The organism is Aliiglaciecola sp., assembly GCF_039982535.1.
Taxonomy (GTDB): Bacteria; Pseudomonadota; Gammaproteobacteria; order Enterobacterales; family Alteromonadaceae; genus Aliiglaciecola.
Map to the genome: position 1 here is coordinate 172259 of NZ_JBDWYG010000039.1, position 24926 is coordinate 197184.

Below are 24926 nucleotides of genomic sequence, written 5' to 3' on the forward strand. Positions count from 1 at the left end.
TAAATATGAGTAACGATTTACACAATGAAATAGCACACTTGCAGACGCAGTTGGCGTTTCAGGAAGACACCATAGAACAGCTTAACAAAGCTTTAGCGGATCAGCAGATTCAAATCGACAGAATGGCGTTTCAGCTAAAACATATGACTGAAAGAATGAAACAGATTGAGCCTTCTAATATTGCTGATTCAACCGAAGAAGCTCCACCACCTCACTATTAGCCTAGCGCTGCCGACTTATACTCCCTAGCGTTATACTTCTCGATTGTTAATAGTGCTGTCTATCAAAGGTGAGTTGAGTATTTTTATTTGCCAGCAATGGTTTTTAAGGCTTAAATACGCCAATAACACTTTCATTTTGTCGTTTAGCGGAGTCAACTTGCTTTTCAGTTTGTGATTCCGTGTAGTCGCATGCGACACAAGCTAACTTTTCCACATTGTTTTCGAAAAACAACATTATGGTGTCTTGTGCTTTACATTTTGGGCATATGGCGCCGGCGACAAAGCGTTTTTTCGTTTTGTTAGTCATTAATTTCTACTACTTGATTAGGGTAATTAGCTTTTCATTGTTGCACAAACGCGCAATTTAAAGCGGTATCGGTATATAATACGCCAATTCAACTAATTTGATTAGTATTCTTCGTAAATGATCCAAATTTCAGAACTGATTTTATTGCGAGGCAGTAAAGTCCTCCTCGAACACGCTTCCGCGACTATTTATCCTGGCCATAAAGTGGGACTTATAGGTTCAAATGGTTGTGGCAAATCTAGCCTATTTGCTTTGCTGCGACAGGAGTTACAACCTGACGCTGGTGAGTGCCAAATTCCTAAAAATTGGCAAATTGTATCGGTGGCCCAAGAAACCCCTGCTTCAAATCGCAGCGCCTTAGATTATGTGATTGATGGGGATGTTTTATATCGCCAATTACAGCAAAAGTTAGAAGAGGCTGAAACAAACCATGATGGAGAGAAGATAGCCGTACTGCATGGTCAATTGGAACAAGCTGGTGCCTACGATATCGAATCAAGAGCAGCAACCATTTTGGCGGGTCTAGGATTCAGTCATCAACAAATTAAAAACCCAGTAACCGATTTTTCAGGTGGCTGGAGAATGCGCCTAAATTTGGCGCAAGCATTGTTATGTCATTCTGACTTGTTGCTGCTAGATGAACCTACTAACCACTTGGATTTAGACGCGGTAATTTGGTTGGAAAGGTGGCTAACGAGATATACAGGAACATTGATTCTTATATCCCATGATAAGTCCTTTTTGGATAACACTGTGACGGAAATTCTCAGTGTGGAAAGCCAAAAATTAATTGCCTATACCGGTAATTATGCCTCCTTTGAACGCCAGCGTGCAGAGCGATTACGTTTACAAGATTTGGAGTACCAAAAGCAACAGGCGAAAGTCGCTCACCTTGAATCTTTTATTAATCGCTTTAAAGCCAAAGCAAGTAAAGCAAAGCAGGCGCAAAGTCGGATTAAACAATTAGAAAAAATGGAAGATTTGCTGCCCGCTCATGCCCAATCGCAGTTTTCATTTGAGTTTTTTGCGCCCCCTAAATTGCCCAATCCATTGGTAAAAATGGAGCATGTACAGGTGGGTTATGACGACACTGTGATAATCGATAGTTTGCATCTTAATTTGGTTCCGGGTAGTCGAATCGGTTTGTTGGGACGCAATGGTGCGGGTAAGTCGACGTTAATTAAGTTGTTAGCAAACGAAAAGACGCCCATGAATGGTGAGTATATGACCTCTGCGGGCTTGAGCATTGGTTATTTTGCTCAGCACCAGCTTGAATTTTTGCGACCTCAAGATAGTGCCTTAGATCATCTTTATCGCCTTGATAAGCAGGCTCCAGAGCAGGCTTTGCGTGACTTCTTAGGTGGTTTTGGGTTTCATGGTGATCAGGCTCTTGGGAAAGTTGAACCTATGTCTGGTGGCGAAAAAGCCCGCTTGGTTCTGGCATTGTTGGTGTATCAAAAGCCAAACTTATTGTTATTGGATGAACCTACCAACCACCTCGACCTTGAAATGCGCCATGCCCTCAATATTGCATTGCAGAGTTTTGAAGGGGCAATGGTTTTGGTATCACATGACCGTTTTTTACTAACCTCTGTTTGCGATGATTTTTATTTGGTCGACAGTGGTAAAGTGCAGCCTTTTGATGGTGACTTAGATGACTATCGGGATTGGTTATTAAAGGATTCAAGTCAGAAAGCAAATAACAAGAACAATGATTCTTCAACAGAAAAGCCGGTAGATACTAAAATCGATCGGAAAAATCTCAAACGTTTGGAAGCTGAATTTAGACAAGCCACACAAGGATTACGTAAAGCCATTCAAACGGCAGAAAAGCAAATGAATCAATGTTCGACAAAGTTAGAAAAGTTAGAAGCAGCGCTTACTGACGTTGACCTTTACCTCGATGAAAATAAAGCTAAGCTAAAAGAACTATTGCTTGAGCAGGCCAATATCAAGGGAGACTTGGAAGAAGCTGAAATGGGCTGGATGGAAGCCCAAGAAGAACTAGAATTAAAACAACAGGTATTTGATGAACAACAATTGGTTAGCTGATGACTTTTGGCAGTTTTCTTTATTCCATTATGCCAACTCGGAAGTCAAACGATTAACCCTGCTGCTGCAGAATGACTATTCATTGAACGTTAACCTGCTACTCTTTTGTGGATTTTTAGATGCCCACAAGCGACAGCTAAGTGGGTCTCAATTTATCGAGTTAGCTAAGTTTATCGCCCTTTCGGTTGAGGAAGTTGAGAGAATTAGGGCCTTGCGGTTAGATGCAAAGAGCAAGCATTCGGCGGCCTATGCTCAACTTTTACAGCAAGAGTTAGAAGCTGAAAAAATGCAACAAAGGCTTATTATTCAATTTTGTAATCAAACCAGCTTAGGAAAACAAAGCAAATCCAACTTTGAACACTATTTAGCTTCACTTGAATCCCAAGGTGCAGGTGATTTAAAGTGTATTGTGCAGCAACTGGCTGAGATCATTTCTAACAATCAAACTAATTCTGATATATGAACGATAAATTTAAAGTGGGAACTAACCCTAATAAAAATAGAATAAAACGTAGCGAATTCAAAGCGCCGTTTTGGGCTAAAAATCGTCATGTTCAAACCTTATGGCCAAGGTTCATTCAGCGTCGTCGTCCGCTAGCGTTACGTATGGAGAAATTACAATTACCAGATAGTGACGAAGTTAGCGTTGTTTGGGGACAACCTGAAGTTACCCAAAACAGTAAAGGTATCGCGGTGATATTCCATGGTTTAGAAGGGTCGGTTAAATCCCACTATGCCAATGATTTGATGGCGGAACTGCAGTCTCAAGGCTGGCAAACTGTGTTAATGCACTTCCGTGGCTGTGGTGGCGAGCCCAACTCTACTGCCCGTGCCTATCACTCGGGTGAAACCGAAGATGCGAGCTTTTTCATGGAATGGTTGAATAAACAGTTTCCAGACTTACCCAAAGTGGCAATCGGCTTTTCATTGGGTGCCAATATGCTCCTTAAATTTTTAGGAGAGAGCCCTAAACAAAGGTTTTTAAAAGCGGCGGTGGCGGTGTCCACTCCGTTTAAGTTAGCCGAGTGTGCTGAGAGTATTAATCAAGGCTTTTCCAAGGTATACCAAAGCTATTTACTTAAAAGTATGGTGAAAACTCTGCGCTCAAAAATGCGGGTTATCGACTACAAAGGTTTGCTAACCATCGATGATAAAAAGGCGGCCAAGTTAGCTAACTTTAAAGAATTTGATCAAAACGTTACTGCCCCTTTACACGGTTTTGCAGATGCCGATGACTATTACCAAAGGTGCAGTGCAATTGGCTTTCTTAAATATATCGAAACACCCACCTTAGTGCTTCACTCTATCGACGATCCATTTATGAATGAGGCCGTTTTACCTCAAGAGCATGAACTATCTGAAGCAGTACAATTAGAATTAAGTGATACTGGCGGCCATGTGGGCTTTTTACAAGGCACGCCCTGGAAGCCTAACATTTGGTTTCATAAACGTATTTCTGATTTTATTGCGCCCTTTGCTATCAACACAAGTGTATAAGAATGATTATTCCTTTAAATGAAATAGCCCCAGAAACCCTGCAAAACCTAGTAGAAGCTTTTGTTCTTCAAGAAGGGACAGATTATGGTGAGATGGAATATGATCTCGAGCAGAAAGTGAATCATGTGATGATGCAACTCAAATCTGGCCAAGCGTTTGTGCAATATTCCGAGCTGCATGAAAGCGTCAATATAGTCTGCAAAGACCAAATCGAGAATTAAATCCAAGGCAGCCACAACCTGTAGGCAGATGCTTTAGCCCCGCGAGATATGAGATAGATTCCATGGCCTAAAGGCCATGCTACAGGAAAACCCCATCAATTGTAGGCGGTGGCTTCAGCCCCGTGAGATATGAGATAGATCCCATGACCTAAAGGCCATGCTACAGGAAATCACGTCAATTGTAGGTGGCTGCTTCAGCCCCGTGAGATGTGAGATAGATCCCATGGCCTAAAGGCCATGCTACAGGGAATCACGTCAATTGTAGGTGGCTGCTTCAGCCCCGTGAGATATGACATAGATCCCATGACCTAAAGGCCATGCTACAGGGAATCACGTCAATTGTAGGCGGTGGCTTCAGCCCCGTGAGATATGAGATAGATTCCATGGCCTAAAGGCCATGTTACAGGGGCACCCTACCACCTGTAGGCGGTGGATTCAGCCCCGTGAGATATGAGATAGATTCCATGGCCTAAAGGCCATGCTACAGGGGCACCCCATCAATTGTAGGCGGGTGCTTCAGCCCCGGAAGGGTTGAGATGGGCTTCCACCACCTGTAGGTGGTGGCTTTAGCCCCACGAGATAAATACGGTTATTTTTTAAATGTGACGGAAAACGTCATTGGTACGGTTAAACCGATGCTTTTTAGACCGGCAAGTTCTTGTAGTTTGGCAATGCCTGGATCCAAATCATGGCTTGCGGCCTTTATGAGAACTGGCTTAACGGTTGTGCCATGGAAGCTACCATCTTGATCTTTATTAACACTTAATTCAAGGCTGTAAGGCGCAGACTTCCCTTTGATTGTGATTTCGCTATCAAGGGTTACCATTGCAGTGGTGCCCGCCTTCATATCCATTACAGCTTTCGGAATTTGCGCTGTAATCATCGCCTCAGGAGTATTTTCCACATCAAACAGGTAAGTTTGCATACGTTCGTTACGAATGGGAATGTTGGTTTCCACTGAACTCAAATGTACCGCAGCCTTAAGTTCACCTGCGTCACTTAGTTTCCCGGATAATTTAGTGAATTTGTGAATTTCACTAATGTGTTCATTCTTGGTTGAAATGAAACTCACACTTGATGAATCATTATCGAGGGTCCAGCTTGCATGGGAGAATGCAGCGAATGTTGTCAAACAAACGGCTAAACTTATTAGACTAGGTGTTCTCATTTATGATTCCTTATTTATATTCGACGATTGATTGCCAATTTACTTGATGATCCCCTAACACTACGAAGTCTGGGTTGTCAGTCGTATCTCGTCGGTTATAAGTAAGTGGTTGGAATTCAGCTGAAAGTACAGTACCTCCAGCTTCTTCAACGATACATTGGGAAGCACCGGTATCCCACTCACCAGTTACCCCAACGCGTAAAAATACGTCTGCTTTCCCCTCTGCGATAAAGCAGGCCTTAAGAGAACAACTTCCTAGGGGGAGCGTTTGGTATGAGCGTGAATCGCTCATATGGTTCATTATTCTTTCACGGGGTTGTCTGCGGCTGATAGCGATCATAACCACATCAGTTTCGGGCTCTTCAAATTTACGCACATGAATTTGTTTATTATTTTCTAAAGAGCAAGATTTAAACGCGCCATGTCCTTTGCTGGCAAAATAAAGCGTTTCTCCAGCGGGCCAATAAATAACTCCTAAGGCAGGCTCGTTATTTTCAATCAAAGCTATATTGACAGCAAAATCACCACTTCTAGCGATAAATTCCTGGGTACCATCGATAGGATCTATTAGCCAATATCGTTGCCAATGTTTGCGGCTGGATAAGTCACCGTTATTGCTTTCCTCCGACATGATAGGTATGTCTGGAGTTTCTTTCAGCAGAATATCCATGATAATTTCGTTGGCTTTATAATCTGCAGAGGTGACTGGAGATTCATCTTCTTTTTCGTATGCTTTGAAGTCGCCACTATCATAGATCTTTAACACTTCTTCGCCTGCGGTTTTTGCCGCAAACTTAGCGATGTCTAACAAGTCTTGTCGAGGGTTTACAGCCATTATTTTTCCCCTGATGAATTTTTCGCCAAATACTTTTGCACTAAAAACAATGCGGCAATACAACGAGCCTCGATAAAGTCGTCACGTGCCAACAACGAGTCTAAGTCGTGTACAGACCATGGAATAACTTCTAAGGGTTCAGGTTCATCCCCTTCCAATCTGCATTCATACAAATCTTCGGCTAATAGGATATTCATTTTGGCATCAAAAAAAGTAGGAGCCATACTTACAGTATGGATCTGTTTTAATGAATTTGCCCCATATCCTGCTTCTTCTTTTAATTCTCTGTCACCAGCCTCAAGGGGAGATTCTCCAGGGTCAATCAAACCTTTAGGAAAGCCTAATTGATAAGAGTGGGTACCCGCGGCATACTCACGAATAAGCAAAATGGTTTCAGAATCGATGAATGGAACAATCATTACGGCACCGTTACCAGAGCCTGCCATTCTTTCAAATTGGCGAGTTGCACCATTGGAAAATTCGAGATCTACACGTTCGACACGAAATAAACCGCTCTTAGCGACGATTTCTCGTTGATGAATTTGGGGCAGAGTTTTATTCGGGTCTATTTTATTCATTTACCTATCACGTTAAACTAACGGCAGTTTCCACGTTTTGGATGCTGCGCTTTAAACTACTACTTTGTCTTACTTTAACTCATGGATAACTGACTTGCCAATGTTGCCCTGGAACCAAATTAAAACTGTCTTACTCGATATGGATGGAACTTTACTCGACTTGCACTTCGACAACCATTTTTGGATGGAAGTTGTACCGCAAAAGATAGCACACAAAAAAGCCATCAGTCTCGAAAAAGCTAAAGAATATATTCACATAGAATATCAAAAAGTGATGGGAACAATAAATTGGTACTGCCTTGATTATTGGGCAGAAAAACTCGATATGGATATTATTGAGGCAAAACGCCAAATCAAACATTTAATTAGTATGCGAGAAGACACTTTGCCATTTCTAGATGCTCTGCATAGCAGCGGCAGGCAAGTTGTATTGGTAACCAATGCTCATCCTGGTAGTTTGTCATTAAAGATAGAGCAGACTCAATTAGACAGCCATATCGATACCTTAATTTCTACCCATGAGTTCGGGGTAACCAAAGAGTCTCAATTATTGTGGCAAAAGCTGCAAGCACGTTTAGGGTTTGATAGCCGTAGTACTTTGTTTGTGGACGATAGTGTGCCAATTTTACAGGCGGCGAAAGAGTTTGGTATTGCCCATTTGCTCGCGGTTGAAAATCCCGATAGCCAAGGTGAAATTCGACAAAGTGACGACTTTACGGGTATTCAAGACTATCGGTTCTTAATTGATGATATTAACAACAATCCAATCAAATAGACTGCTGCCACAACACAACTACAGAGGAAACCAAGGTGTTTCCTCTATCAGTTTAAAGTTTTAACTTATAAAACCCTTGGTTATCAGCACGACCAAAGAATTTTGCGGCATCCTGTACTTGTTTAGGTAGGCTGTTATCGGGTTTAAACTGACCATTCAGTTTAACTTTGAAATTTTGGGGGATCCGCGCGTCAGCAGTTAAATTAAATATATTAGGTGGCGTGATTTTGACTAGGATGTCATCTTCAATACAACTCAAATTTGCTTCGAAATTGCCTAAGCTTAGTGGCTCATTCAGGCCTATTAATCCTTCGAGTTTGGCATTTAACCATTGGCCATTGCCTGATAAATCGATACATTTTCCTGCGTAATCCAATTCAGTTAAAGCCACTTTAAAGCGCCCTCCCGCATTAACAGCTATGGGCAAAGGCACTTGGGCTATAGCCATATCGGCTGGCAAATACACTGTTAAGTCCGACGATTGCACATGGTTGGGATCAAACATATTGATGCTGACTAAGCCCTTAATTGAGACTTTGTCATTTGCACGTAAGTCGCCACCATCAATGTCTAACGTTAGTTGACCAATCAGTAAGTCCCAAAACGAAACCTGCCAATTAACATCTTCAATGGTTAAATTATTCGCGCTAATGCTGCTGGCCGATGCGTTCCAAATTGTTCCTTGTACACCCTCAATGCTCAGATCACTAGATTGATTGGCGCGATAAATAACTTGGCTAGCGGGTAACTTAATAATGAGTAAAACCAAAAAGGCTAATAGTCCTAAAAGACTCCATTTAACAACTTGCTTCATGATTTTCCTAACTGCAAACTTCTAACTTTTACCATGCCAGATACGTTGGCTTCCGCCAAATCAACATTGATAATGCGTATTCCAAGGTTTTCCAAGCTTTGTAGCCAACTCACTACATCGTTAAAGGGCGCTTGATCTACCCATACTTTTAACTCGTCGCCCTGAGGCTGCATTCGCGATATGGCAATATTCACTCGTCCCGCAGTTTGATTAACCGCTTGTGGAAGAGAGCCGGTAAATACTGCTGTGCCACCATTACCACTGCGCATTTGGATCGCACGATTGGCGTTCTGTTTGAACCAAATTAGATCCGTTTGTTTAGTGGCTACTAATTTACTTTGCGTTTGTAATGACTTATCGATGGGCGCCCAAACTAAGTAATAAAACAGGAAGATGATTAGTAACACCCCAGATACTGCGACTAAGACTCTTTCACGCTCTGACAGCTGATTAAATTTATCCAATAAATCTTTCATATCAGCTCCTTATTGATAACGAACCAATAACTTGGTTGTCTTTGTTGTTAATTGCACCTTGTTGAACCTCAAAGCCTTTATCCTGCGCTAGGCGCTTGAACTCTTCTAATGCTTCAAAGTTGTTGGCTACGGCTTGTAGTCGCAACTCTGAGCGGGCGCTGTCGAAGCGTATGGTTTGTGGCTTAACTTGGCTACTTTGAAAGGCTTCGGTAAGCTGTGACATCATTGCCAACATGGAAGCTTGACCACCGCCGTTACTGAGTTTATTTAGTTCCCTTTCCATTGCTGTGCGGATTCGAATGGGCTTAGGTTGATTCGGAAAGGCTTTGGCAAATTGCTCATGCATCTGTTTGGTTAGATCAGCGCTTTGTTGTTTAAGTTGGTTAACTTGTATGCCTTTATCCACCAATGTTACCAATAGAGCGGCAACCGCAAGTACCGCAGCCACTCGCCATTTTCGCCACTCACTACTACTTTGTTGTTTAGCTTTAAACTCGCCTTGTAGCAGGTTAAACGAGGTTTTCAGGGCACCCGTTGCTAGTAATTGCATGGGTAAATCGAGTTGTTGTTCGATCTGTTCAACATTGGCCAAATTAGAAATATCTAAATCACTGTGATTGGCTACTTTTAACGGAGTTGTTTGCTGTTTTGCAAAATGCTCAGTGGCTTGTAATAACCAGCTTGCATCTCCTTGTAAACCTTGCCATTGATCCTGACGAATAATGGCTTGTTGGCCTAGGGTGACTAAGCTCCATGCATCTTCTACATAGGGAAGGGCAAGTACATCTGGAAGCATTTTGTTGCAGTATAAACCGGCTTGTTCGATGGCCTGTAACCAGTCTTGCATCTTATCTCGGCTAACTACGGCAACTGCTTGCATATTGCCGTCTTTTTCCCCTAAGGCGAAAAACTGCTCACTAATGTCCATGCTTAAATCTTCTTCAAGCATGTATGGTATTGCTGTTAGCGCTTTTCGAGACGCCTTTGCAGGCATGGCGACCCATTTTAGTAAAAAGTCACAACCTGGGACTAAGGCTGTAATTGGCCGCTTACCGGCTCGTTCAGATAAAGAGCTCAACTGTTCTGCGTTATCTAGTACGCCAGAGGCAATAATTTCATGCTCTTGACCAGACCAAACTAACCAATTTACAGGATCTAGAGTGGTTGAGCCTAGGCGTATAACCAGATGTTCCATTAAAGTACTCCTCCAAATTCTCGTCGTATGACAATCACTTGGTCGTTATTTTCTACTTTCAGTAGGGAAGACATAGCAAATGTGGCGTTATTGTAACGGGTCTTGGTATGTAATAGAAAGTATTCTGTTTTTACATCAAACCAACTTTGTTGTTGGTCAGTTAAAGTGTGGTTAGTAAACAGTGTTTCAGCTAAAAAGTCCTGCACATTTTGATAGCCATCGGGTTCACGGTTACTAATGAGATTTTGTATGTCTGATACAGGCGCTCCGGTTAAAGCCGCTAACACCGGTGCTTTCTCTTCAGTGATGGTGTTCACGTTAATTTTCATTTCTGAGACATTGGGGATTACACAGATCATTGGCAGCAATTCAGTAATCCACTGGGCATTTACACCGTTCACTAAACGGATTTCCGATTTGCTTACCATTAGGTTGTTAGCGGCTAAGTAAGGGTTCACTAACGCTGCGTAATCAGCATCTTCAGCGCCGCTTTGTGACATATTGTCATCTTGGTCTAGCCAATCAATTAAGGAGTCTCTGACCACCTCTACCGAATAGTTATCTAATTCAGGAACGCTGCTAGAAAGCAGACGTTCGAAAGCTAAGGCTTCTTCAGGTGCGGTGTTAATATCGCCACTAGTGTTTCCACGCACAACCTCCTTTACTTCACTATTGCCGTTGCTATTATCACTATTATTATCATTTTGGCTACTTTGTTGTACTCGGTTAACCGAGTCAATGGCATTCAAATTTAAACACGTTTGCATATCGGTTAACTGCGCTTGTATACCTCCCCCTTCTAATGGAAAAGTAAACTCTTCAGACCAACCTCCTTCTAACGAAACCACATCTGAATCCGACTCTAATAATAGACGAACAGACTTGATAGCATATTGCTCGGCTCCCATTGCATACCAAAAGGCTTGGTTATTATCTTTAATATTGGTTGCGCGGGTTACTTGTAGCTGTAACCGAGAGCCCATTTCTGTGGCAATAATGGCAACCAAGGCAACAATCATTAACACAATGATTAATGCAACGCCTTGTTGCTTAGCTGGATGTAAAAACCGATTATTCACGAGTCTTCAGTGCTCATTAAAAATTGTCGCTGAATTACGCCGAAGTCTTGGCTGGTGATGGTCACTCTGACGGCTACGGGAAGTGTGTCTTGAGCGTAGGAGTCATCCCAGCTTTCCGAATCTGCAGAATCTTCGTCAGCATTTAATAAAAATTGAACTTGAAAGTCCTCTATGTTGCTTAACAACACCCGGACTTTGGGTTCGAAACCAACGACGTTATCCACGTAATTACCAAACAGACGCTCTAACTTTCCTTCTTGCATACGGTAAGCAACACTTTGCAGTGTGCTACGCTGCAACATTAATTGCGGGTTCTGCCAACCTGTTCGTACAAATGCAAACCCATCGGCTTCGCTTTCTAATAGGTTTTTTTCCCCTTGCATTACTTGGCTGTTTTCTTGACCCTCTATGCGAACCGCTCGAGGAACAGCTTGCAGTAAATCCCGCTCTATAGTGAGCATGGCTCTTTGCAAGGTTTGTAACTTTTCAAAACGATTTTCAGATAATTCGTCACTGTCGATTACCGCGGTCATGACGCTGGTGGAAGCAATCCCAATAAGTGTGAAGATTGCTACTGCAATCATAATTTCAATTAGGGTGAATCCTTGATGCTTTAGTCCGTTCATCGGGTGATGCTCTTGGGTTGCGCCAGATAGGTGGTAACACTGGTGATGGTGCGCTCGAAGTTTTCATCCTTACCCACGACGATTTCAACCCCGATTAAAGCGTCATCGGGTGTGGCTAGTAACTTCTGTTGCCAATACCAAGTTGTGCCCGCCATCTTTTCTTCACCCTTCAGATTGTCTTTTAATGGCCAGCTGTTTTCGATATTGATTTGGGTTAGGCGATTATTGGCAACCCAAGTGGCAAAAGTAATATCTTCTATTTGGCTAACGCCGTTTAAATGATCTGTGGCTGATTTCATGATAGCTGTGCCGGTAATAGCAAAGATTAACAGCGCTAACATCACTTCTAGCAAGGTAAAACCTTGTTGCTGGTGGTTATGTCTCATAAATCACTATCCAAGGGCCCTAACCTTTCTATGGGCACGGTATCATAGGAATTTAACTTGAAATAAACAGGATCATCATTAGAAAAGTCAGGTTCATACATCATGGTCAAGCTAAAAGGCGTTACGTCTCCGCTGGATAACAACATGATTTGCGGTGGCGGAAGTTTTTTCTCTTCTTCTTCATTGCCAATATCAACACGGTCTTCATCAAAGGATAGGGATTCGTCAAATATGCCATCGCTAAACAAATTGCTTTCTTCTACCCAAGGTAAATCGTCTAATTCTAATTCCAGCGAGTAGGGTTCGGGCAATTGATAACGGCCAAACGCTTGTTGTCCTTCCAGTAATTGCCAATTTTGCTCATCATCTAACCACATAAATATGTATTCAGCGGTTTCAGGTTCGATGCGAATGCCAATTTCTTGCTGGTTTAATACTGCAAAATCAGAGGCCATATCAACAACAATTTGGAAACGTTTGGCTTGCTTTTCTAACTCTTCAGATGGGGTGGGCGCAAAGTTATTAAACGATATAACACTTATTACAATTCCCATAATTGCTAGCACCGCCATGATCTCGATGAGAGTAAATCCTGAATGGTACTTAGGTGACCGTGCTCGCATTATGGGTAACTCAATGGTTAGTTAAGGTAATCGCCAAGATTCCAATTACCAATATCGTCTTCTGTGCCTGGTTCGCCATCTGGGCCATTTGAAAACACATCGATTACGCCTAATTCACCAGGACTTAATAGCTGGTAAGGATTATCCCAAGGATCATTGGGTAGACGGTTAATGTAGCCGCCGGTGGGATAATTACGAGGAATAGGATCTATTGTAGGCTCACTCACTAAGGCTTCTAAACCTTGTTCTGTGGTTGGGAAGCGGTTATTACTCAATTTATAGCGAGTTAATGCACTTTCTAGGGATTGAATATCAATGGCTGCAGCTTTACGTTGTGCCTCTTCTTGGTTTCCAAGAATTTGCGGCGCCACTAAACCTGCCATGATTCCTATAATCAATAACACCACCATTACCTCAATTAAGGTAAAACCAGACTGTCTAGGGTTGTTCTTTTTCATTACATATTCACCATATTATTAAGCGCTAAAATCGGTTGTAGGATAGCCAGTACAATAAACAATACAATTGCTGCCATACTCACAATCAAAATTGGTTCAAAAACTTTCAACGAGACACCCACTAGGGCTTCAAATTCCCTATCTTGGTTGTCTGCTGCTCGTTTTAACATTTGTTGAAGTTCACCACTTCTTTCACCGGATGCAATCATATGCATCATCATTGGTGGAAACATTTTAGTTTTTTCTAAGGCTCCTCGTAAGCTAGAACCTTCTTTTACTTTAACTGCGGCCTCTGCCACAGCTTCTCTAATGTGCAAATTTTCGAGTACATCACCAGCTATACGCATGGCTTCTAATAACGGCACCGCACTGGCGGTTAAGATACTCAAGGTGCTAGCAAAACGCGCCGTGTTCAAACCTTTAGATACTTTACCAATTAAAGGCACTTCTAAAATAAACTTGTGATAGCGCTTTTTCATCAGTGGTTTTTGGAGTATTCGTTTAATGACAATAACCAAGACAACAATGACTACCATGGCTATTAGTCCATAGCTTTGCAACCAGGTACTGACTGATATTAAGATGCTAGTAATGGCTGGAAGTTCCTGCCCCATGTTGTCAAATTGTCCAACTATTTTCGGTACAACAACCGTTAGCAGTAGGAAAATAATACCAAAGGCAAAAAATAACATAATGGCAGGATAGACCAGCGCCTGAGTGATTTGACTGCGAGTACGCTGGCTTTTCTCGGTGTAGTCAGCCAGTCGATTCAGCACTGTGTCTAAATGTCCCGACTTTTCCCCAGCGGCTACCATGGCACGAAAGAGCTCGTCGAATACTTGTGGGAACTCGCCCATGGCATCGGCCAGTGAGTGTCCTTCCACTACTTTACTGCGAACAGCCATCATCATATTTTTATGACGGGGCTTCTCACATTGTTCAGCAACGGCTAAAAGGGCTTCCTCGATGGGCAAAGCGGATTCAACTAAGGTAGCGATTTGGCGTGTTAAAAGGGCGAGATCGCTGGCAGATATTCCGCGCTTGAATAAGGTGAATCGATTTTTGTTGTCACGTTGCTGTTGTTCAGTTACCTGCTCAACTTCTAAAGGAATAAGCTCTAGTTCCCGTAATTGTTGACGGATATGCCGAGCATTATCACCCTCTAAAACACCACTTTTGTTGCGACCAGATTGACTTATCGCTTTATAAGCATAGGCGGCCACTATTAATCCTCTCGGGTAACACGGAGTACTTCTTCTAAGGACGTAAATCCAAGAAGTACTTTGTTACAGCCATCTTCGCGAATACTCGGTGTGTTTTTACGAACGTGTTTTTCTATTGCCTGTTCGCCATGACCATTGTGCATAATGTCGCGGGTTGCTTCGTCAACAACCAATAGCTCGTGAATACCGGTTCGACCGCGATAGCCAGTTTGATTACAAGCTGCACAGCCTTTAGGACTGTATATCTCTTGGCTATTGGTGGCATGTTCTAAACCGAGGATTTGACACTCTGCTTCGCTCGGTAGGTGCGGAGTTTTACAGTCGGCGCAAAGAGTTCTTACCAAGCGCTGAGATAAAACGGCCAGTAAACTAGAAGATAATAAGAAGGGTTCAATTCCCATATCTTCAAGTCGTGTAATCGCCCCTGCTGCGGTATTGGTGTGTAACGTAGACAATACCAAGTGACCGGTTAAACTGGCTTGCACACCAATTTGCGCGGTTTCAAGGTCACGGATCTCACCAATCATGACCACATCTGGATCTTGACGCAATATGGCCCTCAGGCCACGAGCAAAAGTCATGTCTACACGAGGGTTAACCTGAGTTTGACCAATGCCTTGTAAATCAAATTCGATGGGATCTTCTACCGTTAAGATATTACGGTCTTTAGAATTGATTTCACTAAGCCCTGCATACAAAGTGGTACTTTTCCCTGAACCTGTAGGGCCAGTTACTAAGATAATGCCATGGGGTTTACGAATCAAAGCGGAAAAGATTTCGCGATTTTTTAATGTCATGCCTAAATCCGTTAGATTTAGACGGGCATTATTTTTATCCAATAAACGTAAAACCACTCGTTCGCCGTGACTTGAAGGCATGGTCGAAACCCGCACATCTACTGCACGTCCTGCGATTCTTAGGGTGATTCGACCATCTTGAGGGACGCGCTTTTCGGCAATATCTAACTTCGCCATGACTTTTATACGGGAAACCAACATGGACGAAAGTTTGCGGTTTGGTCGCAGTATTTCCCGTAATACACCATCTACCCGAAAACGCACAATTAATTGGTTTTCAAAGGTTTCAATATGAATGTCTGAAGCACCTTCTTTGATTGCTTCACTTAACATGGCGTTTATTAATTTGATGATAGGCGCATCATCTTCATTTTCTAATAAGTCTTCGGTATCGGGCAGCTCTTCTGCTAAGGCAAATAAATCGCTCTCGTTACCTATATCTTCCATTAACTGCTTGGCAGCCGATGAGTCCCGCTGAAAGGCTTTGGTCAATAGATTTTCAAATTGTTCGTCGGCTATTTCTTTTAATTGGAAATCCGCCTGCAAGAAGCGTCTAACTTCAATAAAAATAGAAAAGTCAGTCATTGCCGTATGATATAAAATAGCCGGCTCTTCACCTGTATCTAACAACACTTTATGTCGCTTAGCGAAGCTAAACGCCAATTGTTTGTGCTGCTCTATTTCTTCACCTGGCGCAGCCTCAGCTGGCTGCACTGGGTCAACATCGAGGAGCGCCTGTTCTGACTTGAGCTCAGCATTATCAGCTGTTTCAATACTCATTAGTTCTCGCTTTCCTGCTCTTTTTCTAATAAATATTCGTCAAAAGTGGGTGGCAAGGCTAACTCATCGTCCCATTCCGGTAATACAGGGGCCTCTTGAGTCGGCATTAATGGAATTCCCGCTGCACTGCGTTTTAATTGTTGTGCTCGAATATAGTTGTACTTTTTGTGGCTGATGCTATTCATAGTTGCGCCATCACGGACGATGGTCGGACGAATAAACACCATTAGGTTGCGTTTGGTTGTGCTGGTGGTAGTTGACTTAAACAAATTACCTAAGAATGGAATATCTCCTAAAATAGGCACCTTAGAGATACTTTCTTGTACTTGATCGTCAATTAAGCCGCCTAAAACGATAGTGCCACCATCATCTACAATTACCGTGGTTTTGATTTCACGTTTGTTAATCGCAATATCAACTGAAGTTGCGCCACTGACGCTGGACACTTCCTGTTCAATTAACAGTTGTACCGCATCCCCTTCGTTAATTTGCGGGGTAACTTTAAGTTTAATACCTACTTCTTGACGTTCAACAGTTTGGAATGGGTTTGCGTTGTTTGAGCCTGTGGAAGACCCTGTAATAATTGGCACTTCCTGGCCGACAATAAAGAAAGCTTCTTCATTATCTAGGGTAGTTAAATGTGGGGTAGACAACACATTAGAGTTTGTATCTGTGCTGACCGCTTGTAATACCGCTCCCCAACCATCTTTCACTACACCTACCAACAAACCGTTTAGGCCGCCAAGTAACGACGCCAATGAGGTAAAATCACCAGTGGTGACTGAGTCGTAGGAATAGGGGTCACCATCATCATCGAAACCTGTAGTGGTAGTTACTTGGTCTTCAGCTTCATCAGCAGCAACGGCTAACGAGCCAATTCCAACCACACCGTTAGTAAATTGTTGACCGCCACCGTCTTCACTTGCCCATTGAACACCTAAAGTGGTTCCGTCACCTTCATAAACTTCTACAATGATGGCTTCAACCGTAACTTGGGCACGGCGAATATCTAATTGGCGTATAACTTCTTCTAATGAGCGCATCATGTCAGGCTCAGCTGTTATTACTAAAGCGTTTGAGTCTGGATGGGCATCAATACTCACTTCTCTATTACTCGAGGAGCTACTTCTGGAGTTAGCGCTAGATTGCCCGCCTTTTTCTTCTGCTTGAATGCTGGCACTGACACCTTGTAACACCTTAACTAAATCTTCAGCTTTGGCGTAATTGACAAAAATGACACGGGTATTACCACTGGTTTCCAGCTCTTGGTCCATTTTGGTGATGAGATCAATGAGGCGTTTACGGCTTTTATTATCACCAGATACGATAACACTATTGGTTCGATCATCAGCAACAAGGCGGGGTTCTGATTTACCCGTTGATTGGGCTTTGGTGGATGTTTTATTGATATTTTCAATAATTCTCACCATTTCCGATGCAGAGGCGAACTTAAGCTTAATAATTTCTACTTCTTCATCACCGGCCTGATCCACTCGCTCAATGATTTCCACCAAACGGTTCACAACCGCTGCTCGGCCGGTCAACATCATCACATTGGAAGGGTCATGACTGACGACATTACCACCGCCAGCTTGGTCGTTAAGCTGTCGAAGTATAGGTGCAAGTTCTCTTACAGGTACGTTATAAACAGGTACTACACGGGTGATCATTTCGTCACCATCAAAAGGTGTGCCTTGAATAACTGGGATATTAGATGTTTTTGCGTCTTTGGCTCTGACTACTTTTAGTATGCCATTTGGCATTTCTACCACGGCAAAATCGTAGACTTGCAAAACGTTAAGGAAAAATTGGTAATATTGCTCTTCATTCAAAAGATCATAGCTGCGTACGCTTATCTTGCCGCGGACATCAGGGCTAACAATAATGGTTTTTTGCAGGTTTTTACCGACAATATTAATAAATTCGGAGATCTCAGCATTTTTAAAATTGGGTGAATACTCTTTCGCTGATGCCAAGGTTGACACCGTTAAAAACACTGCACACACTGCCAAACATAAGCCTCTGAATCTACTACGGCTTGTTTGCGTCATAGGGATAATCCTCATATATCTTGTTCTTCTTCCCCATCAGGGAAATTTAAATACAAAGTGAGGACTTCCTCACTTCGACTAATTGATAGTTGGAGCGAATCTGCTTGATTTAATGCTGCTAAGGCTTCAATAGCCTGCTCAGGGTCAGTCAAATCCAATCCATTTATTTCTGTAATTATATCGCCTACTTTAAATCCGGCGCCTTTAAATAAGCTTGGGTTTTTACCAGGTGCAATTTTATAGCCGGCTATTAATCCATCTTGGCCTTGAACAGGTGAAACCATAAAATATTCAGTAAAGCCGCTTGGATTACGACGTATTTCTTTGGTTGTTTTCACCATATCAGCAGATAATTCTTTATGTTGTTCTTTTTCAGCCACTCTGTAGTCCACAAAGGGTTCAACAGGTGCTTGATAAGCCTGGCTTTCTTTCGAGTATTCTAACCCGTCTAACATTAAGGTTTCTCGCCTAGGACCATTTTTAATAATTACCCTATCTGCGAAGACTTCAACTAAGCTTGCGTTTGTACCATCAATTTCATCATCGATGCCATAGGTATTTTGTGAACCTCGGTTTTCAATAATTGCTGCACCAATGCCTGGCTCATCAGTTTCGACGACACCGGTTAAGGTTAAGTTCAAACGAGTTTCAGGGGCTTCAGTGATCTCCTGTTTGACCGGGGCATTTTCTTTTGCAGTTAAGTCGCCAAACAAGTTTAAACTTTTTAATTGCGACAAACTTACCCGTGAACTTGAATTACTCGAATTATTGCCAGTTTGATTGGTTTGAAAACTCGGTTTTGCGGTAGATTCTGGTTCTGGAATTAGACGCCAAGTCATCTCAGCTAAAAAAGCCAATAGATACAAAACCAACAAAATAACCACCAACAGATTAATCTGTGATTGATATTTGCTAATTTGCAGCCATATTTGACTTAAGTTTGTACTACTAAGGCTCATCTTTTACCACTTCTTGGTCGATTATTGTCGCTAAACGGGGACAATGATAACCAGTAGATTAGAGGGTCACAACTATTAAAGATTAACATTACCATTTAATTACAGTTCACAGGTTTTTAAGCTTACGCGCAATAGGCTCTATATATGAAGAATAAGACAGACAACAAAAACACTGAAATAGTTCGCTTAGACAAGTGGCTTTGGGCTGCACGGTTTTTTAAAACCCGATCTTTAGCTCGAGACATGGTGCAATCTGGCAAGGTGCAATATAATGAACAAAGAGCAAAGGCCAGTCGAAGTGTCGAATTGGGTGCGACAATTGTGCTCCCTGCCGGATTCGATAGCAAGGAAGTAATTGTTGAGGGGTTAAGTGATAAACGTGTTAGTGCGCCCCAAGCTCAATTACTTTATGCGGAAACGGAAAAAAGTATCGCGCAACGTGAAAAAAATGCAGAGGCGCGAAAATTAAGCGCATTTCATAGTCCACGACCTGAGAGTCGACCGGATAAAAAGCAGCGTCGCAAAATTATTCAATTTAAACAGCAGTAAGAGAAAGTTATGTCCCAATTTGATCAGTTACATCGTTATGTTTTTACCAACGCCAACGTACGCGGTGAACTTGTCCAACTCGAAAATAGTTATCAAGAAATTCTCGATTCACAGGAATACCCTCCAGTTATTCAACAGTTGCTCGGTGAGCTTATGGCAGCGGCATCTCTTTTAACTGCAACCTTAAAGTTTAAAGGAGAAATTGCTTTGCAACTGCAAAGTGAAGGCAGTATTAAATATGCAGTGATAAATGGCACCCATGATCAAAAACTGCGTGGTGTAGCAAGGTGGGATAATGATGTAACCGAATTGCCCACATCTCTTACCGAGCTGTTACCTAAAGGTGTGTTGGTCATTACCATTACCCCTGAAGAAGGCGAGCGTTATCAAGGAATTGTTGCTGTCGATAAACCAACCTTATCTGAATGTTTAGAAGGGTACTTTAGCCAATCTGAACAACTACCAACCAAGGTTATTTTAAAAACCTCTTTAAGTGGTGATGTGAATAGAGCGGGTGGTTTGTTCTTGCAAGTTTTGCCAACTAGTAGCGAAATGACCAATGAGTCTGAACATACTGAATTTGCTCATTTAAGCACTATTAGCCAAACGATTACTGCTGAGGAATTGTTAGGTTTGCCCGCCACTGAAGTACTGCACAGACTTTATCACCAAGAGGAAGTCGAACTATATCCTGCTCAAGAGGTTAAATTTTCCTGTAGTTGCAGTAAAGAGCGAAGTGCCGCAGCAATTGCCAATGTGGATAAACAAGAGTTGTTAAATATTGTAGCTGAAGACGGTGCGGTACGACTAAATTGTCAATACTGCCATCGAGAATACAGCTTTGATGCCATCGATATCGAATCTATCCATAACGGCGCATACGCTGCTCCAAAACAAACACAGTAGCGCTGCTTCTGCAAAGTCTAGTGCGTCAGCACGAGATAAAGACCTAACAAAAAGGCCGCCAAATCATAACTACAAGTATCATTTGGCGGCCTATATATGGGTGTCTTGTCTGATTTTATGGTCTTTTTAGGGCCCTTGATGATTCGCTAAGGTGCGCTAAAAAGGGTTGAGAAAAACAGGCTGTTTAAAAACAGTTTTTCGGTACCGTAAAAATAGCCTCGGAAGTTCGGATCGTCAGTAAATAAAATCACACTACCTTTGCCTTTTCTTTCTGCGACTAAACTGGTTTTGCCCGCTAACTTTTGTTGATTTTCAGCCGACGCATAACCACTTAAAAGGGAATCTGGAGTAATCTTAACCACACTGGCGTAAGGGTTTTGAGGCGGTTCAAAGGCTAACAATCCACTGCGCTGACTGGCAATTTCTCGACGGGTATATCCGTAACCTAATGGGTGGCTAATATCCAAATCACCAGCCATCACTGCTCCACCGATAATGTCTTGTGCTTTGACCATCGACTTATCTGCATAATCTATTCGCGGTTGTGAGGCCAATTTACCTTTGCCAATATCGGCCAAAGTAAGGTTCAATAGATTCAATCCAGCCCAGCGCGCACCATCGCCAATTCCCACCAAGGCACCGCCGTTTCGTACCCATGTTGTGATCTTATTCTGCAATGAATCACTGATATCTGAATATTTGCCGTTGGTCATAACCAAATGGGTATAAGCTGACAAATCTACGTTGGATAGCCTCTGTTTTTCAATCAAAGTAACTGGTATCTGCATACGTTTGTCGAGTAAATGCCATACTTCACCAGCCTGATAGGGAGACATACCAGCACCAATTACTAACGCGACTTTTGGTAAGCTAACTGCATCTAAACTATTACTGCCTAAGTCCATGCCAATGCTACTGGTATGGGAGCTGTTTAGGGCATGGATTTTAACACCATCTTGAATGGCAGCCTGTTGCATTATTTTATACAAGTTGTCGCTATTCGCATTGGAGTAACCGCTAATTTTATTGTTCACCGGAACAATTACACTGCCACGGCCAAAGGATTGGCTACCTGAGTCGGTTTGAGCGGTAAAAGGTTTAGTGGCAATGCGAGGTAGATAGCCTTGCTCGAGTAATTCGTATAAGACTTTCGGGCCATTGTAATGGCTCCAGTCAAACCCATACGCAACCGTTGCTTTACTCGGCGGCTGCTGGGATGGAAATTCCACTGTTATGGCTGAATCGGCTTTGTACCTTGTACGGGTCAAAGGTTCGAAGTCTATGCCAAAGGCTAACGGTAAGGTCCAGCCAGAGACATCATAAAAGGTGTTATTTTCAAAGGTGGTAATTTTTGAAAATACGCCTTTGAGCATCCGGTAATTTTCTTGCTCAGACTCAACAATAAAGGCCTCACCTTTACGAAATGTTTTTCCGTTAACCTCAAAATCTTTCGCCAGTGGTTTAATCTGGATTTTGTTACGGGTTAACAGTTGATTGAAATGGAATAGTCTGACGGGATCTTCAGGGGCACTGTAAATATAAGCTTTGATGTCGTCTCGATCTGCCATTTTTTCTGAATTACGGACAAAATCTTGTTGGAAAGACAGCAATGCTTGACGTTTTTCTGCCGCATTTTCCAGCAGTGCTATTGCGACATGATAATAGGTGCGAATATTTTCTCGAAACGAAAGCAGACCTCGTGGGGTTTCCAGAATTCCTGCTGAACTTGCTTGCTCAAATAATATGCCTAAGCTGCCGAATAAATGGGGATATGTAGCGCCTTTGCCTAAATAAAAATTATCATATGACTCTTGGTTAAAATACAGTTTAGCTTCGCTATCCATGAAGTCTCGGGGTCCTTGCACTACTTCATTGAGCAGTTCCATGGCCTGATCATCAATTAGTGGGTGAACACGGTCTGGCGCTCCAGGATGGAAATAGAAGGTTTTATATGAACGCATTTCATGGAAATCTGCGACTATGTTAGGCCGCCATTGATGGAATTTTTTCACCCAACTTACGGGTTCAGGTTGTTGTTGCAACATCCACTGTCGATTTAAGTCAAACCAATAATGATTGGTTCTGCCTGAAGGCCAAGGGGAACCATGTAAAGCATGATTTGGATCGGTAATAACCACATTAGACGAATATTGCCAATTCCAAGTAGACTCACGAGTATTACCATCTGGGTTGAAGCTAGCTGTGAGCAGAATGACACTGTTTTCCAATAACGAATCAATCTCTTGGCCTTGGGCTGCTGCAAGGTGGTAGGCAACGGGCATGGCAGAGTCTGTTGAACTGACTTCACCACCATGAACACCAAAGTTGATCCAACTAATTACCGGCATATCTGCACTGATAGTGCTTTTTTTGTCGGCTGTTTGCATGGCCATATGATTTGCTTGAATCTGAGGCAAGTTCGCCATATTTTTAGGAGAGGTGATAGTTAAGGTGACAATAGGTCGGTTTTCATGACTATAACCAATCACTTCATAATTGACCCGCTCAGACTGCGCTGCCAACTGACGAAAGTACGCTGTCATCATATTATTTTGCACCATTTTTTGGCCTAACTCATGACCCAAAAAATCTTTCGGAGTGGTGATCTTTGGATCAAACTCAGTGCTGGCCGTATATAGGCTGTCAGTTTGCTGTGCAGCGAATACTTTATGCTGCACTGAGACAGAAAATAGAAGCGCTACAGTGGCGAAGGTGAAAAGAATGTTTTGCATGGTTGTTTTACCTTGATACTGAAGGTTGACGAATAGGTTGCCCCGCAAGGGTCTGATTGACTACGCTATTTTCAATGACAGCTTGGCCATTCAATATAAGCCATTCTACTCCCTCACTCAGTTCGGTGGGGTGCAGGTAACTAGCTTTATGTTGATAGGTATTGGGATTAAATATGACAATATCGGCTATATAACCGGCTTTCAATTCGCCCCTGTCTTTTAATCCAAAGGTTTGAGCTGGCAGGTAAGTACTACGTTGAATAAATTCTTGGGTGCTTAACCAGCCTTTTTGTTTAACATATTCACGAAACTTTTTCGGGAAAGTACCATATTTGCGGGGATGACCTGTACTTCCATCTGAAGACGTGTTGACCCAAGGCTGGGTCATATAGGCTTTCATGTCTTGATCTGACATATTGAAACTGGCTACTCGCGCATTACCTTCTATAATAATTTTGCGAGCCGCATCAATGGGCTCCATTTCCCACAAACTAGCGACCTCGGCAAGAGTTTTACCGCGTATGTCAGGACGTTTAGGATCGCTAATCAATAATGATTCAGCCCCACCTCTGCGTCGCAAGTTTTTTGCCATTTCTAATTGTAGTGCTGGCCACAAAAAGTCATCCTTCATTCTGGCCATGTAAGCTTCTTTGCTGCCAGCCATGATATATCTGGGAACTAAGCTACCTGCCACACTAGTGCCAGAAGCGCGCCACGGATATTGATCTGCGGTTACATCAATTCCCTGTTGTCTAGCCTCGTTAATAAGTTGGATAACCTCGGCGCTTTTCCCCCACACATCTACACCAAGGGATTTGATATGGGCGACATGGACTGGAATATCTGCTTGCTCACCAATTTGAATCACTTCTTTAATAGCATTCACAAGGCCTATGCTATAGCTGCTTTCATCGCGAATATGACTGTCATATGCGCCGTTATATTGGGCTGCCACTTTTGCCAACTCTACGACTTCACTGGTCATAGCGTAATTCCCCGGAACATAATACAAACCTGTAGATAGTCCCAAAGCTCCAGCTTGCATCGCTTGTTCAACTAGGTTTTTCATTTCTTCAAGCTCAGCATTGCTTGGGACGCGATCTTCAATTCCCATAACCGCTCTACGAATGGAACCGTGACCAACATATAAGGCGACATTCGTACCAATACCTTGTTCTTCATATTGTTTCAGTGTTCCGGCAACATCCACATTACCGCCGCCATCGACGTTGCAAAAAACAGTGGTCACACCCTGAGTTGTGTAGTTGATATTGGAATTGGGTTCGCCTTTACCAAAATCATTGCAGGCATGGGTATGGGTATCAATAAAGCCGGGGGCAATGATGTTGTCACCAGCATCTATGTTGGTAATTGCTGTGATATGTTCAGGCACAGAGTCGCTTACAAATGAAATCTTGCCTTGATCTATCCCAATATAACCAGCAAAGGGAGTTTGTTCATTACCACTATAGATGTTGTTACCAGTGATAATGATGTCAATTTGCTCAGCTTTTTGCGTGCAAGCGGCACAAAAGGTGATAGTGAGAAGAATCAGTGAAAAGAATCGCAATTGGCAATTTTGGTACATTTTGTAGGGTACTCTATTGTGAAAAAGGGC

Annotated in this window: 26 protein-coding genes; 8 read left to right on the forward strand and 18 right to left on the reverse strand. The window is 42.6% G+C overall.

The genetic code is table 11. The features are described from left to right. The first annotated feature begins 5 nt into the window (after positions 1 to 5). Positions 6 to 221: a SlyX family protein gene (locus ABJV04_RS12435; protein ID WP_348491840.1), complete on the forward strand. Its 216-nt coding sequence runs from the start codon at positions 6 to 8 to the stop codon at positions 219 to 221. 103 nt (positions 222 to 324) lie between these two features. On the opposite strand, the gene ABJV04_RS12440 is transcribed toward ABJV04_RS12435, so the two are convergent. Then, entirely contained in the window at positions 325 to 528 is a 204-nt protein-coding gene (locus tag ABJV04_RS12440; RefSeq protein WP_348491841.1) for a YheV family putative zinc ribbon protein, read from the reverse strand. Positions 529 to 645: 117 nt separating this feature from the next. Between ABJV04_RS12440 and ABJV04_RS12445 the strand changes: the two genes are divergently transcribed. From ABJV04_RS12445 to ABJV04_RS12460, 4 genes are read left to right on the forward strand one after another with little or no spacing between them, the layout of a single operon-like run. After that, positions 646 to 2580 carry an ATP-binding cassette domain-containing protein gene (locus ABJV04_RS12445; protein ID WP_348491842.1) on the forward strand — a complete coding sequence of 645 codons (1935 nt, stop codon included), beginning with the start codon at positions 646 to 648 and terminating at the stop codon, positions 2578 to 2580. Beyond that, positions 2558 to 3043, forward strand: a complete 486-nt coding sequence (locus tag ABJV04_RS12450; RefSeq protein WP_348491843.1) for a TIGR02444 family protein — start codon at positions 2558 to 2560, stop codon at positions 3041 to 3043. The genes ABJV04_RS12445 and ABJV04_RS12450 overlap by 23 nt, the downstream gene beginning before the upstream one ends. Then, a complete protein-coding gene (locus ABJV04_RS12455; RefSeq protein ID WP_348491844.1) occupies positions 3040 to 4077 on the forward strand; it encodes a hydrolase in 1038 nt (345 codons plus the stop codon). The genes ABJV04_RS12450 and ABJV04_RS12455 overlap by 4 nt, the downstream gene beginning before the upstream one ends. A gap of 2 nt (positions 4078 to 4079) precedes the next feature. Continuing rightward, positions 4080 to 4298, forward strand: a complete 219-nt coding sequence (locus ABJV04_RS12460; RefSeq protein ID WP_348491845.1) for a YheU family protein — start codon at positions 4080 to 4082, stop codon at positions 4296 to 4298. A gap of 589 nt (positions 4299 to 4887) precedes the next feature. On the opposite strand, the gene ABJV04_RS12465 is transcribed toward ABJV04_RS12460, so the two are convergent. From ABJV04_RS12465 to nudE, 3 genes are read right to left on the reverse strand one after another with little or no spacing between them, the layout of a single operon-like run. Further along, positions 4888 to 5466, reverse strand: coding sequence for a YceI family protein (locus ABJV04_RS12465; protein ID WP_348491846.1), 579 nt, complete (start codon positions 5464 to 5466; stop codon positions 4888 to 4890). A gap of 10 nt (positions 5467 to 5476) precedes the next feature. Beyond that, entirely contained in the window at positions 5477 to 6301 is an 825-nt protein-coding gene (cysQ, locus tag ABJV04_RS12470) for a 3'(2'),5'-bisphosphate nucleotidase CysQ (RefSeq protein WP_348491847.1), read from the reverse strand. Then, a complete protein-coding gene (gene nudE / locus ABJV04_RS12475; protein WP_348491848.1) occupies positions 6301 to 6879 on the reverse strand; it encodes an ADP compounds hydrolase NudE in 579 nt (192 codons plus the stop codon). The genes cysQ and nudE overlap by 1 nt, the downstream gene beginning before the upstream one ends. A gap of 94 nt (positions 6880 to 6973) precedes the next feature. Here nudE and yrfG point away from each other — a divergent pair, with 94 nt between their 5' ends. Next, positions 6974 to 7654 (forward strand): GMP/IMP nucleotidase, encoded by a 681-nt coding sequence (gene yrfG / locus ABJV04_RS12480; RefSeq protein WP_348491849.1) that lies wholly within the window; start codon positions 6974 to 6976, stop codon positions 7652 to 7654. Between the two features lie 52 nt (positions 7655 to 7706). Here yrfG and ABJV04_RS12485 read toward each other — a convergent pair whose 3' ends face one another. The 12 genes from ABJV04_RS12485 to gspC are packed head-to-tail and all read right to left on the reverse strand — an operon-like array spanning position 7707 to position 19121. Continuing rightward, positions 7707 to 8468, reverse strand: a complete 762-nt coding sequence (locus ABJV04_RS12485; RefSeq protein WP_348491850.1) for a type II secretion system protein N — start codon at positions 8466 to 8468, stop codon at positions 7707 to 7709. Next, positions 8465 to 8944: a type II secretion system protein M gene (locus ABJV04_RS12490; protein WP_348491851.1), complete on the reverse strand. Its 480-nt coding sequence runs from the start codon at positions 8942 to 8944 to the stop codon at positions 8465 to 8467. Before ABJV04_RS12490 ends, ABJV04_RS12485 begins: the two co-directional genes overlap by 4 nt. A gap of 1 nt (position 8945) precedes the next feature. Then, positions 8946 to 10139: a type II secretion system protein GspL gene (gene gspL / locus ABJV04_RS12495; protein ID WP_348491852.1), complete on the reverse strand. Its 1194-nt coding sequence runs from the start codon at positions 10137 to 10139 to the stop codon at positions 8946 to 8948. Then, a complete protein-coding gene (gene gspK, locus ABJV04_RS12500) occupies positions 10139 to 11218 on the reverse strand; it encodes a type II secretion system minor pseudopilin GspK (protein ID WP_348491853.1) in 1080 nt (359 codons plus the stop codon). The genes gspL and gspK overlap by 1 nt, the downstream gene beginning before the upstream one ends. Next, complete coding sequence (gspJ, locus tag ABJV04_RS12505) at positions 11215 to 11844, reverse strand: type II secretion system minor pseudopilin GspJ (RefSeq protein WP_348491854.1); 630 nt, start codon at positions 11842 to 11844, stop codon at positions 11215 to 11217. The genes gspK and gspJ overlap by 4 nt, the downstream gene beginning before the upstream one ends. Beyond that, positions 11841 to 12230, reverse strand: a complete 390-nt coding sequence (gspI, locus tag ABJV04_RS12510) for a type II secretion system minor pseudopilin GspI (protein ID WP_348491855.1) — start codon at positions 12228 to 12230, stop codon at positions 11841 to 11843. Before gspI ends, gspJ begins: the two co-directional genes overlap by 4 nt. Next, positions 12227 to 12853, reverse strand: coding sequence for a type II secretion system minor pseudopilin GspH (gspH, locus tag ABJV04_RS12515; protein WP_348491856.1), 627 nt, complete (start codon positions 12851 to 12853; stop codon positions 12227 to 12229). The genes gspI and gspH overlap by 4 nt, the downstream gene beginning before the upstream one ends. A gap of 17 nt (positions 12854 to 12870) precedes the next feature. Continuing rightward, positions 12871 to 13311 (reverse strand): type II secretion system major pseudopilin GspG, encoded by a 441-nt coding sequence (gene gspG / locus ABJV04_RS12520; protein WP_348491857.1) that lies wholly within the window; start codon positions 13309 to 13311, stop codon positions 12871 to 12873. After that, entirely contained in the window at positions 13311 to 14534 is a 1224-nt protein-coding gene (gene gspF, locus ABJV04_RS12525; protein WP_348491858.1) for a type II secretion system inner membrane protein GspF, read from the reverse strand. The genes gspG and gspF overlap by 1 nt, the downstream gene beginning before the upstream one ends. 2 nt (positions 14535 to 14536) lie before the next feature. Beyond that, a complete protein-coding gene (gene gspE, locus ABJV04_RS12530; protein ID WP_348491859.1) occupies positions 14537 to 16111 on the reverse strand; it encodes a type II secretion system ATPase GspE in 1575 nt (524 codons plus the stop codon). Continuing rightward, positions 16111 to 18162 carry a type II secretion system secretin GspD gene (gene gspD, locus ABJV04_RS12535; RefSeq protein ID WP_348491860.1) on the reverse strand — a complete coding sequence of 684 codons (2052 nt, stop codon included), beginning with the start codon at positions 18160 to 18162 and terminating at the stop codon, positions 16111 to 16113. The genes gspE and gspD overlap by 1 nt, the downstream gene beginning before the upstream one ends. 11 nt (positions 18163 to 18173) lie before the next feature. Then, positions 18174 to 19121, reverse strand: a complete 948-nt coding sequence (gene gspC / locus ABJV04_RS12540) for a type II secretion system protein GspC (RefSeq protein ID WP_348491862.1) — start codon at positions 19119 to 19121, stop codon at positions 18174 to 18176. 144 nt (positions 19122 to 19265) lie between these two features. Between gspC and hslR the strand changes: the two genes are divergently transcribed. Together hslR and hslO are read left to right on the forward strand one after the other, a co-directional pair. After that, on the forward strand, positions 19266 to 19670 hold the full coding sequence (hslR, locus tag ABJV04_RS12545; protein ID WP_348491864.1) for a ribosome-associated heat shock protein Hsp15: 405 nt from the start codon (positions 19266 to 19268) through the stop codon (positions 19668 to 19670). Positions 19671 to 19679: 9 nt separating this feature from the next. After that, positions 19680 to 20576 (forward strand): Hsp33 family molecular chaperone HslO, encoded by an 897-nt coding sequence (hslO, locus tag ABJV04_RS12550; RefSeq protein WP_348491865.1) that lies wholly within the window; start codon positions 19680 to 19682, stop codon positions 20574 to 20576. Positions 20577 to 20722: 146 nt separating this feature from the next. Here the strand turns inward: hslO and ABJV04_RS12555 are convergent, their stop codons facing one another. Further along, a complete protein-coding gene (locus ABJV04_RS12555; protein WP_348491866.1) occupies positions 20723 to 23308 on the reverse strand; it encodes a M14 family zinc carboxypeptidase in 2586 nt (861 codons plus the stop codon). Between the two features lie 7 nt (positions 23309 to 23315). Next, positions 23316 to 24896, reverse strand: a complete 1581-nt coding sequence (locus tag ABJV04_RS12560; RefSeq protein ID WP_348491867.1) for an amidohydrolase family protein — start codon at positions 24894 to 24896, stop codon at positions 23316 to 23318. Positions 24897 to 24926: the final 30 nt, after the last annotated feature.

Bases quoted from the DNA above. Each gene is read 5' to 3' on its own strand.
- gspC (WP_348491862.1), bottom strand. From the start codon at position 19,121: ATGAGCCTTAGTAGTACAAACTTAAGTCAAATATGGCTGCAAATTAGC.
- cysQ (WP_348491847.1), bottom strand. From the start codon at position 6,301: ATGGCTGTAAACCCTCGACAAGACTTGTTAGACATCGCTAAGTTTGCG.
- ABJV04_RS12445 (WP_348491842.1), top strand. From the start codon at position 646: ATGATCCAAATTTCAGAACTGATTTTATTGCGAGGCAGTAAAGTCCTC.
- ABJV04_RS12460 (WP_348491845.1), top strand. From the start codon at position 4,080: ATGATTATTCCTTTAAATGAAATAGCCCCAGAAACCCTGCAAAACCTA.
- ABJV04_RS12560 (WP_348491867.1), bottom strand. From the start codon at position 24,896: ATGTACCAAAATTGCCAATTGCGATTCTTTTCACTGATTCTTCTCACT.
- ABJV04_RS12435 (WP_348491840.1), top strand. From the start codon at position 6: ATGAGTAACGATTTACACAATGAAATAGCACACTTGCAGACGCAGTTG.
- ABJV04_RS12555 (WP_348491866.1), bottom strand. From the start codon at position 23,308: ATGCAAAACATTCTTTTCACCTTCGCCACTGTAGCGCTTCTATTTTCT.
- gspI (WP_348491855.1), bottom strand. From the start codon at position 12,230: ATGAGACATAACCACCAGCAACAAGGTTTTACCTTGCTAGAAGTGATG.
- gspG (WP_348491857.1), bottom strand. From the start codon at position 13,311: ATGAAAAAGAACAACCCTAGACAGTCTGGTTTTACCTTAATTGAGGTA.
- ABJV04_RS12485 (WP_348491850.1), bottom strand. From the start codon at position 8,468: ATGAAGCAAGTTGTTAAATGGAGTCTTTTAGGACTATTAGCCTTTTTG.
- gspH (WP_348491856.1), bottom strand. From the start codon at position 12,853: ATGCGAGCACGGTCACCTAAGTACCATTCAGGATTTACTCTCATCGAG.
- gspL (WP_348491852.1), bottom strand. From the start codon at position 10,139: ATGGAACATCTGGTTATACGCCTAGGCTCAACCACTCTAGATCCTGTA.
- hslR (WP_348491864.1), top strand. From the start codon at position 19,266: ATGAAGAATAAGACAGACAACAAAAACACTGAAATAGTTCGCTTAGAC.
- ABJV04_RS12490 (WP_348491851.1), bottom strand. From the start codon at position 8,944: ATGAAAGATTTATTGGATAAATTTAATCAGCTGTCAGAGCGTGAAAGA.
- gspD (WP_348491860.1), bottom strand. From the start codon at position 18,162: ATGACGCAAACAAGCCGTAGTAGATTCAGAGGCTTATGTTTGGCAGTG.
- ABJV04_RS12440 (WP_348491841.1), bottom strand. From the start codon at position 528: ATGACTAACAAAACGAAAAAACGCTTTGTCGCCGGCGCCATATGCCCA.
- nudE (WP_348491848.1), bottom strand. From the start codon at position 6,879: ATGAATAAAATAGACCCGAATAAAACTCTGCCCCAAATTCATCAACGA.
- ABJV04_RS12455 (WP_348491844.1), top strand. From the start codon at position 3,040: ATGAACGATAAATTTAAAGTGGGAACTAACCCTAATAAAAATAGAATA.
- ABJV04_RS12450 (WP_348491843.1), top strand. From the start codon at position 2,558: ATGAACAACAATTGGTTAGCTGATGACTTTTGGCAGTTTTCTTTATTC.
- ABJV04_RS12465 (WP_348491846.1), bottom strand. From the start codon at position 5,466: ATGAGAACACCTAGTCTAATAAGTTTAGCCGTTTGTTTGACAACATTC.
- gspJ (WP_348491854.1), bottom strand. From the start codon at position 11,844: ATGAACGGACTAAAGCATCAAGGATTCACCCTAATTGAAATTATGATT.
- hslO (WP_348491865.1), top strand. From the start codon at position 19,680: ATGTCCCAATTTGATCAGTTACATCGTTATGTTTTTACCAACGCCAAC.
- gspE (WP_348491859.1), bottom strand. From the start codon at position 16,111: ATGAGTATTGAAACAGCTGATAATGCTGAGCTCAAGTCAGAACAGGCG.